Here is a 9,261-nt window from a genome sequence, read left to right as displayed (position 1 = left end):
CGACGGAGGCAGTTCCCCCGACCCCCGGGTGATCAGACGGGTCGGGAGCTCGATGCGCTCAGGCGTGAGAAGCGTGCCGTCCAGCTGGCGGAAGAGGCGCTCGGCGGCTGTGCGGCCGAGCTGGGCCGCGTCCTGGGCGACGACCGTGACGCCCGGCTGGAGCAGGTCGGCGAGTTCGAAGTCGTCGAAGCCCACGAGAGCGACGGGACGGCGCTGCTCGGCGAGGACCCGGACGACCGTGACCGTCACCCGGTTGTTGCCTGCGAAGATCGCCGTGACCGGGGACGGCCCGGTGAGCATCTCCTCGGCAGCGCCGCGCACCCGCTCCGGGTCGGTGACGCCGAGCGACATCCACGCGTCCTCCACCGGTATGCCCGCGTCCTCCATGGCGGCGCGGTAGCCGCGCAGCCGCTCGGCGGCGGTGTGGATGCGGGGCATGTCGCCGATGAAACCGATCCGGTGGTGGCCGTGCGAGATCAGGTGGGCCACGCCGTCGCGGGCGCCGCCGAAACTGTCCGACAGGACGACATCGGCGTCGATCTTCCCGGCCGGCCGGTCCACGAACACCGTGGCGACGCCGGCCTTCAGCTCGGGCTCCAGATACCGGTGGTCGTCACCGGCCGGAATGATCACCAGCCCGTCCACCCGCCGCGCGCACAGCGCCAGCACCAACTCCTGCTCACGGTCCGGGTCCTCGGCGCTCGACCCGTTGATCAGCAGGGCGCCGTGCGCTCGGGCGATCTCCTCGACCGCCCGGCTCAGGGGCCCGTAGAACGGGTCGGCGAGGTCCTCCAGGACGAGGCCGATGCTCGCCGTACTGCCCTTGCGCAGCACCCGCGCGCTGTCGTTGCGGCGGAACCCCAGCGCGTCGATGGCCTCCTGGACGCGGCGCTCGGTCTCCGGAGTCACCCCCGGCTCGCTGTTGACGACACGAGAGACCGTCTTCAGACCGACCCCGGCGCGTGCGGCCACGTCCTTCATGGTCGGACGGTTGCCGTAGCGGTTCTCCGGGCGGCGGGCGGTGTCGGCCACGATGCGCTGTCCTGTCGTCCACGGGATGAACTTGATCCACCGCGTTCCACCGGGGTGGTCCGGTCCGCTGTGCGGGTCCGGGGGGATGCGTCGTCCCTGGGTATGTATGAGGATGTGGCGTCGAGCATAGAGCCTGGACAACGTTGTCAGATGCAGGGACACTGTCCACCACCAACTCCGGCCTGCGCCCCACCATCGGACCGGCCTGCCCCTTTGCCATGGTTGACAGGGAGATCTGACACTGATGCACACCGACCTCGTGGCCGCGCTCGACATCGGCGGCACCAAGATCGCCGGAGCGCTGGTGGACGGCCACGGCCGGATCCTGCTGCGCGCACAGCGCCCGACGCCCGCGCGGGAGGACGGCGAGACCGTGATGCGGGCCGTCGAGGAGGTCCTCACCGGGCTGACCGGCTCGCCGCTGTGGGGACGCGTGAGCGCCGTCGGTATCGGCAGCGCGGGGCCGGTGGACGCCTCCGCGGGCACGGTGAGCCCGGTGAACGTACCCGGCTGGCGCGGTTATCCGCTGGTCGAGCGGGTCAGGGCCGCGACCGGGGCCCTCCCCGTCGAACTCATCGGGGACGGCGTGGCGATCACGGCGGCCGAACACTGGCAGGGCGCCGCCCGCGGCCACGACAACGCGCTGTGCATGGTCGTCTCGACCGGGGTCGGCGGCGGCCTGGTCCTCAACGGGCGGCTGCATCCCGGACCCACCGGCAACGCCGGCCACATCGGGCACATCAGCGTCGAACTCGACGGCGAACCCTGCGCCTGCGGCTCCCGTGGTTGCGTGGAACGCATCGCCAGCGGCCCCAACATCGCGCGCCGCGCCCTGGCCAACGGCTGGCAGCCGGGCCCCGGCGGCGACACCTCGGCCGCCGCCGTGGCCGAGGCGGCACAGGCCGGCGATCCGATCGCCGTCGCCTCTTTCGAACGCGCGGCCCAGGCGCTCGCGGCGGGAATCGCCGCCACCGCGACCCTCGTGGAGATAGACGTCGCCGTGATCGGCGGGGGAGTGGGCAAGGCCGGTGACATCCTGTTCACGCCCCTGCGTGCGGCCCTGAAGACCTACGCGACGCTGTCGTTCGTCCAGAGCCTGGAGGTCGTACCGGCGCAGATGGGCACGGACGCGGGGCTGGTGGGCGCCGCCGCGGCGGCGCTGGCTCGCAGGGCGGACGACGCGGCTGCGGCCGGCGTCTGAGGGAGCCCAATGGGGCGGGAGCGGGTACGGGGGCGGCCGGAACGATCGTTCACCGTACCGTCCGTCCGGATCTCGAAGGCGAGGGTGCGTGACGTTCTTCCCCGTCGTCGACGTCCGCGGGGACGAGCGGTCATGGCCGAGGCGGGGAATCCGGCGGTGCGACAGGCAGCCAGACGTGCGGGTGCCCCAGGGTCGTCGGCCGGATTCAATCAGCCGGAGCCGATCCGGGCGTGACCCATACCCCGGTTCGGCAGTTGAACCGGGCATGAAGAAGCGCAGCATGCTCGCCATCGCCTCCCTCGCCACCGGGTTCGTCGTCGCGGCGATCACCCCGTCCCACGGTCTCGGGGCCGACGCCCTCGGTGATCTCAGCGTGGACGACACGCTCAGCTCGCTCGACCACACCGTCGCCAGCGACAGCCTGGCCGTGGACGAGAACGCGCTGGGAGGCGACAGCTCCACCGGCTGACGAGCCGGAAGTGGTCAGAGTGGCGCCGGTGCCCCGTGTGACGGGGCGCCGGCGCCACTGTGTCGGCGGCCTCAACGGGATCTGGTTTCCGTGGCAGGGTGGAGCGGGCAAGCCTCAGGGGTCCAACAGAAGAGGGGGAAACGTGATCGTCTGGGTCAACGGCGCGTTCGGTGCGGGAAAGACCACCACCGCACGGGAACTGATCGAACTGATCCCGAACAGCACGCTCTTCGACCCCGAGGCCATCGGCGGGGCACTCGCACATCTGCTGCCGCCCAAACGCCTCGCCGAGGTCGGGGACTTCCAGGACCTGCCGATCTGGCGGCGGCTTGTCGTGGACACCGCGGCCGCCATGCTCGCCGAACTCGGCGGCACCCTGGTGGTGCCCATGACGCTCCTCCGCCAGGAGTACCGCGATGAGATCTTCGGGGGGCTCGCGGCCCGCCGGATCACTGTCCGGCATGTGCTTCTCGCCCCGGCCGAAACGATCCTGCGCGAGCGAATAGCCACCCGGGAGATCCCGCCGGACCTCCCCGACGGCGAGATACGGGTACGGCAGTGGGCGTACGACCAGATGGAGCCGTACCGGACGGCGCTCGCCTCCTGGCTCACCGCCGACGCCCACCCGGTCGACACCAGTGCCCTCACCCCGTACGAGACGGCTGTGCGGATCGCCGAGGCCGTCAGCGCCGGGACAGCGCCCGTGTGCGACATCGTGCAGACCCCGGAACCCACCGGCGAGACGGTGGCCTCCGGGGTCCTGTTGTTCGACGAGCAGGACCGGGTGCTGCTCGTCGACCCGACCTACAAGGCCGGCTGGGAGTTCCCCGGCGGGGTCGTCGAACGGGGCGAGGCGCCCGCGCGCGCGGGCATCCGTGAGGTCGCCGAGGAGACGGGCATCCACCTCACCGACGTGCCCCGGCTCCTCGTCATCGACTGGGAGCCGCCCGTGCCGCCCGGCTACGGCGGACTGCGCCTCCTCTTCGACGGTGGGCGGCTCGCCGGCGCCGAGGCCGGGCGGCTGCTGCTGCCCGGCCCCGAACTGCGCGGCTGGCGCTTCGTCACCGAGGAGGAGGCCGCCGGTCTGCTCCCTCCCGTCCGCTACGAACGCCTGCGCGGGGCGCTGCGGGCCCGCGAGCGGGGCGCCGCCCTGTATCTGGAGGCGGGGGTGGCGGTGGGGGAGAAGGAGTAGGGGAGGGTTGTTCCGGGTGGCTCAGGAAGCGGCGTAGTTCCGGAGGAACAGGGCCTCTGCCACCGACAGACGCTCCAGTTCCTCCGGGGACACGCTCTCGTTCACCGCGTGGATCCGGGCCTCCGGCTCGCTCAGGCCGATCAGCAGGATCTCGGCCCGCGGGTAGAGCGACGCGAGCGTGTTGCAGAGGGGGATCGAGCCGCCCTGGCCCGCGTACTGCATCTCCTGGCCCGGGTACGCGACCGACATGGCCTCTGCCATCGCCGTGTACGCCGGGCTGGCGGTGTCGGCGCGGAAGGGCTGGCCCTGGCCGATCTGCTCCGTGCTCACCCGCGCGCCCCACGGTGTGTGCGCCGTGAGATGCGCCTCCAGAAGCTTGGTCGCCGCCGCCGCGTCCACGCCCGGCGGCACCCGCAGGCTGACCAGCGCGCGGGCGCTCGCCTGCACGGACGGGGTGGCGCCGACCACCGGCGGGCAGTCGATGCCCAGGACCGTGACCGCCGGGCGCGCCCAGATCCGGTCGGCGACCGGGCCGGAGCCGATCAGCTCCACACCGTCGAGCACCTTGGCGTCCGTACGGAACTGCTCCTCGTCGTACCGGAGTCCGTCCCACGACGCCTCGTCCGGAAGCCCGTCGACCGTCGTCGAGCCGTCCTCGGCCCGCAGCGAGTCGAGGACGCGGATCAGCGCGCCCAGCGCGTCGGGCGCGGCCCCGCCGAACTGGCCCGAGTGGAGGTTGCCCTCAAGGGTGTCGATCCTGACCCGCAGCATGGTCATGCCGCGCAGCGTCGAGGTGACCGTCGGCAGACCGACCCGGAAGTTGCCGGCGTCGCCGATCACGATCGTGTCGGCGGCGAGCAGCTCCGGGTGTTCCTCGGCGTACCGCTCCAGACCGCCCGTGCCCATTTCCTCCGAACCCTCGGCGATCACCTTGACGTTGACCGGGACGCCGCCGTTCGCCCTGAGGGCGCGCAGCGCGAGCAGGTGCATGATGAGGCCGCCCTTGCAGTCGGCGGCTCCGCGCCCGTACCAGCGACCGTCCCGCTCGGTCAGCTCGAACGGCGGGGTCACCCAGCCGGCCTCGTCGAGCGGCGGCTGCACGTCGTAGTGCGCGTACAGGAGGACGGTCTTCGCGCCCACCGGGCCGGGCAGGAAGCCGTACACCGACTGTGTGCCGTCCGGGGTGTCGAGCAGGGCCACGTCCTGGAACCCGTCGGCGCGCAGCGCGTCGGCGACCCAGTTCGAGGCCGCCTCGCTCTCGCTCTTCGGGAACTGCTCGAAGTCGGCCACCGACTTGAACGCCACCAGTTCGGTGAGCTCCGCCCGTGCCCTCGGCATGAGGGAGGCGACGGTCTCGGCGACCGGATTCGAGGACATGGGCACGCTCCTTGTGGGTGCGACGTTGTACCGGAGAAGTCCTGTGATCCTCCCACAGCGGACTGTGGCGACGCCCGCCGTAGGATGCGGGGGAACAGGTGCGGCAGGCGGATGGATCAGGAGCAGCAGACCATCGTGAGCAGCGAGAACTCTTCGGCGGACGACGTGGCGCAGGTGTGGGACGTCGTTGTGGTGGGCGCGGGACCCGCGGGGGCCTCGGCCGCCTATGCGGCGGCGGTCGCGGGCCGCCGTGTGCTGTTGCTGGAGAAAGCGGAACTGCCCCGCTACAAGACGTGCGGAGGAGGCATCATCGGCCCCTCGCGAGACTCCCTGCCGCCCGGCTTCGAACTGCCCTTCAGGGACCGGGTGCACGCGGTCACGTTCTCGAACAACGGCCGCTTCACCCGCACCCGCCGGTCCAGGCAGATGCTGTTCGGCCTCATCAACCGGCCCGAGTTCGACCAGCAACTCGTCGAGCACGCCCAGAAGGCGGGCGCCGAGCTGCGTACGGGCGTCACGGTGTCGCGAGTCGAGCAGCACGGCTCCGCGGTGCCGGACCGGCGGACCGTCGCCGTCGTCCTGCAGGGCGGCGAGACGGTGCTCGCCCGCGCTGTCGTGGGCGCCGACGGCAGCGCCAGCCGTATAGGAGCACACGTCGGGGTGAAACTCGACCAGGTGGATCTCGGCCTGGAGGCGGAGATCCCGGTGCCGGAGACCGTCGCCGAGGACTGGCGGGGGCGGGTGCTCATCGACTGGGGCCCGATGCCCGGCAGTTACGGGTGGGTGTTCCCCAAGGGGGACACGCTGACGGTGGGTGTGATCTCCGCACGCGGTGAGGGCGCGGCCACCAAGCGGTACCTGGAGGACTTCATCGCCCGGCTGGGGCTGGCCGGCTTCGAACCAAGCATCTCCTCCGGCCATCTGACGCGCTGTCGTGCCGACGACTCACCGCTCTCCCGCGGCCGGGTGCTGGTCTGCGGGGACGCGGCGGGCCTGCTGGAGCCGTGGACCCGCGAGGGCATCTCGTTCGCGTTGCGCTCGGGGCGGCTCGCGGGGGAGTGGGCGGTCCGGATCGCTGAGGCGCACGACGCTGTGGACACGCGCCGCCAGGCCCTGAACTACGCGTTCGCGATCAAGGCGGGGCTCGGCGTCGAGATGGCCGTCGGCCGGAGCATGCTGAAGGCGTTCGAGCGACGTCCCGGACTCTTCCACGCTGCCCTGACCGGCTTCCGCCCGGCATGGAACGCCTTCCGGGACATCACTCGTGGCTCCACCTCCCTGGGCGAGCTGGTACGCACCCACCCCATGGCGGGGCGTGCCCTGACCGCTCTCGACAGGCCTTAGGGGCCGGGGAGCGTTCACGGTCTGACGGTGATCCGGAACACGGGGTGTCTGGGCGCGGCGGCCAAAAGTTCCTCGTCGGTGGAGTTCACGTCGACGCCGCCGAAGAAGCGCCCCACCTCCCAGCCCCATTTCTTGAGGTAGGTGCGCAGTACGAGCGGCTTTTCCGCGTCGGGCAGCTCGACCGCGGTGAACTCCTGCACCCGGCGGCCGACTTTGAGCCGTCCGCCGCCGGCGGCGCGCATGTTCCGCACCCACTCGGAGTGGCCGCGCGCCGAGACGAGGTACGGGCCGCCCTCGTACGGCAGGGGGTTGACGGGCACCCGGCGCCACTCGCCGCTGCTGCGGCCGAGCACGGAGAGCTCGGCGGTGCCCATGAGGCTCACACCGTGACGTGCGAGCCAGCCGATGAATCCGTTCATGGCCTTGTCGAACGCCTTGGGCTTCACATAGTGGGCTGACGGCGACGGCATGGTGTCCTCCGGGTGTGAGTGATCGTGACGATGCTGCTTGCGAGAGCACTGCTCTCGCTTGAGAGCAGTATGTCGGAGATCGGCGATCCAAGGCAAGAGCAGTGCTCTCTTTTTGGGTCGGCGCTCTCGTTTGTGTGCACTGCTCCAAATGTGGAACACTCGCCCGTATGAGCACCGCACAAGGAGCCCGCGCCCGCGCCCGGATCGAAGTCACCTCGGCGATCAAGGACGAGGCGCGCAGACAGCTCGCGGCGGAGGGTGCCGCCAAGCTCTCGCTGCGGGCCGTCGCCCGAGAGCTCGGCATGGTCTCCTCCGCGCTGTACCGGTACTTCCCCAGCCGTGACGACCTGCTGACCGCTCTCATCATCGACGCCTACGACTCCCTGGGCGAGGCCGCCGAAACCGCCCATGCCGCCGTCGCTGACACCGGCCCGCCGCGCCGCTGGGTCACGGTGTGCGAGGCGGTGCGAGGCTGGGCGCTCGGTCATCCCCACGAGTACGCGCTGATCTACGGCTCGCCGGTGCCCGGCTACAAGGCCCCCGACACGACCGTGCCGGCCGCCGCGCGCGTCGGCCTGCTGCTGACCGGCATCGTGCGTGACGCGCACCGGAGCGTCGGCGTGGCGCGCACCCCGATCCCGGCCGAACTGCGCCCGGAGGCCGAACGGTTGGCCGCCGACCTCGCACCCGACCTCCCGGCGGAGGTGGCGGTGGCGCTCGTCGCGGCCTGGGCCCAGCTGTACGGGCTGATCGGGTTCGAACTGTTCGGTCAGTTCAACCGCGTGGTGGAGGACCGGGAGACGTTCTTCCGCTATTCCGTGAGCCGGATCGCCCATGGGGTGGGGCTGGTGTTCCCGGGGAAGGAGTAGGGGCCGGAGTTGGCGGCATCGCCCGGTGCCTGGCCGTCAGCACGCTCACCGCGAGGGCTCATGCGAGCCGCACGACGGTGAAGCTGGGTGCCCGCGACCGGGCCCAACTGGTCGTGCCGGCCTACGAGTCGGGGTTGGTGCGGTCGGGCAGACCCGGCTGATCCCCGCCGGTGCCGTCGTTCTCACGGGAGAAGCGGCCCAGTACGCTCACCACGCGTACGAAGAACAGGACCGCGCCCAGTGTCGCCCCCGAGGCGACGAGTGTGGCCTGCGCGGTACCGGACAGTGTGAAGACCCACGCCGGACCGGCGACCACCCCGAAGGTGACGGCCGCCAGGAACGCGGCGCTGCACAGGGCGTATCCGATCTCCACAGTGACCGCGTCCCGCCGGGCCTGGGAGTCCCGCGCGCGGCCCTGCCCTGTATTGCCCCCGTAGTTGTCCATCCCCGGAGTCAAACAGGCGGGTGCCCGGCCGGGCAAGCAGACCCCGGCCGGGCCCGGACACCGAAGAGGACCTCTCAGTCGCGGGCCGCCACGCGGTCGGGCGTCGTCTCCTCCTGCCGCTGAAGGGTCCTGGCGACCACGACGGACCGACTCGGACGCCAGGTGCGCAGACCGGGGAGCGAGACGAGCAGACCGGCGAGGGCGATGCCCGTCACCACGGTCAGCCCGGGCCGGTAGGCGTCGAGGACGGTCTGTGGCGAGGGGTTGTCAGGGGTGCCCCCGGTGGCCACCGCCGTCACGACGGCCAGGAAGTTCGCGTCGCACACCTGGACCGAGGTGTTCAACAGCCCGGAGGCCATGCCCTGTTCGTGGTCGCCGACGCCGTTCGTGGCCCGGATGTTGAGCGAGGGGAAGAACAGTACGAAGGGCCCCGCCGATCAGCAGCATCGACGGCAGGATGAGGACCGACGGCAGGATCAGGGTGGCACAGCTCGGGTCGAGGCCGACGCGCAGGAACAGTGCGTATCCGGTGATCATCAGCGCGAAGCCCGGCACGGTCACCCGCTGGGTGCCGAACCGGTCGACGATCGGGCCGATCTTCGTCGCGGACAGCGCCACGATCGCACCCGCGGGCAGGAGGGCGAGCGCCGTGTGCAGTGCCGCCCAGCGGAGCAGGGACTGCATGTACGGGGTGACCAGGAACCGGGACCGACGCACGAGCCGAAGAGTGTCAGCGCACCGGGCTGGGCGCGGATCTGGTTGCCGGAGCGCAGCACACCGAGCCGGACCAGGGGCCGGCGGAGCGCTGCTCGACGCGGACGAAGACGGTCGGCAGCGCGGCCACCGCGACAAAGGGAAGGCC

At 71.5% G+C, this 9,261-nt stretch carries 9 protein-coding genes and 2 pseudogenes; 6 read left to right on the top strand and 5 right to left on the bottom strand.

Annotated features, from left to right (window positions below):
- A partial coding sequence (locus RB628_RS10420) for a LacI family DNA-binding transcriptional regulator (RefSeq protein WP_318320043.1) occupies window positions 1-1,032 on the bottom strand: 1,032 nt, incomplete at its 3' end.
- Between the two features lie 244 nt (window positions 1,033-1,276).
- Between RB628_RS10420 and RB628_RS10415 the strand changes: the two genes are divergently transcribed.
- The 3 genes from RB628_RS10415 (at window position 1,277) to RB628_RS10405 (ending at window position 3,894) form a co-directional block, all read left to right on the top strand.
- The gene (locus tag RB628_RS10415; RefSeq protein WP_318320042.1) at window positions 1,277-2,233 is read left to right on the top strand and encodes an ROK family protein; all 957 of its coding nucleotides are present in this window, start codon (window positions 1,277-1,279) and stop codon (window positions 2,231-2,233) included.
- A gap of 265 nt (window positions 2,234-2,498) precedes the next feature.
- A complete protein-coding gene (locus RB628_RS10410) occupies window positions 2,499-2,702 on the top strand; it encodes a hypothetical protein (protein WP_318320041.1) in 204 nt (67 codons plus the stop codon).
- A 142-nt stretch (window positions 2,703-2,844) separates the two neighbouring features.
- Window positions 2,845-3,894 carry an NUDIX hydrolase gene (locus RB628_RS10405; protein WP_318320040.1) on the top strand — a complete coding sequence of 350 codons (1,050 nt, stop codon included), beginning with the start codon at window positions 2,845-2,847 and terminating at the stop codon, window positions 3,892-3,894.
- Between the two features lie 21 nt (window positions 3,895-3,915).
- Here RB628_RS10405 and RB628_RS10400 read toward each other — a convergent pair whose 3' ends face one another.
- Complete coding sequence (locus RB628_RS10400) at window positions 3,916-5,271, bottom strand: dipeptidase (RefSeq protein WP_318320039.1); 1,356 nt, start codon at window positions 5,269-5,271, stop codon at window positions 3,916-3,918.
- A 135-nt stretch (window positions 5,272-5,406) separates the two neighbouring features.
- Here RB628_RS10400 and RB628_RS10395 point away from each other — a divergent pair, with 135 nt between their 5' ends.
- Window positions 5,407-6,615: a geranylgeranyl reductase family protein gene (locus RB628_RS10395; RefSeq protein WP_318320070.1), complete on the top strand. Its 1,209-nt coding sequence runs from the start codon at window positions 5,407-5,409 to the stop codon at window positions 6,613-6,615.
- Between the two features lie 14 nt (window positions 6,616-6,629).
- Here the strand turns inward: RB628_RS10395 and RB628_RS10390 are convergent, their stop codons facing one another.
- On the bottom strand, window positions 6,630-7,085 hold the full coding sequence (locus tag RB628_RS10390; protein WP_318320038.1) for a nitroreductase/quinone reductase family protein: 456 nt from the start codon (window positions 7,083-7,085) through the stop codon (window positions 6,630-6,632).
- Window positions 7,086-7,252: 167 nt separating this feature from the next.
- On the opposite strand from RB628_RS10390, the gene RB628_RS10385 reads away from it, so the two are divergent.
- The gene (locus tag RB628_RS10385) at window positions 7,253-7,954 is read left to right on the top strand and encodes a TetR/AcrR family transcriptional regulator (protein ID WP_318320037.1); all 702 of its coding nucleotides are present in this window, start codon (window positions 7,253-7,255) and stop codon (window positions 7,952-7,954) included.
- A gap of 14 nt (window positions 7,955-7,968) precedes the next feature.
- Window positions 7,969-8,115: pseudogene (locus tag RB628_RS10380) on the top strand (DNA-binding response regulator); the annotation flags it as partial.
- Here RB628_RS10380 and RB628_RS10375 read toward each other — a convergent pair.
- Window positions 8,076-8,399 (bottom strand): DUF6332 family protein, encoded by a 324-nt coding sequence (locus RB628_RS10375; RefSeq protein ID WP_318320036.1) that lies wholly within the window; start codon window positions 8,397-8,399, stop codon window positions 8,076-8,078. The pseudogene RB628_RS10380 and the gene RB628_RS10375 sit on opposite strands and share 40 nt — an antisense overlap.
- A 74-nt stretch (window positions 8,400-8,473) precedes the next feature.
- A pseudogene (locus RB628_RS10370) lies at window positions 8,474-9,258 on the bottom strand (MFS transporter); the annotation flags it as partial.
- Between the last annotated feature and the right edge of the window lie 3 nt (window positions 9,259-9,261).

This window comes from Streptomyces sp. ADMS, from assembly GCF_033441795.1.
GTDB lineage: Bacteria > Actinomycetota > Actinomycetes > Streptomycetales > Streptomycetaceae > Streptomyces.
This window is presented reverse-complemented; position numbering and strand designations above follow the sequence as displayed.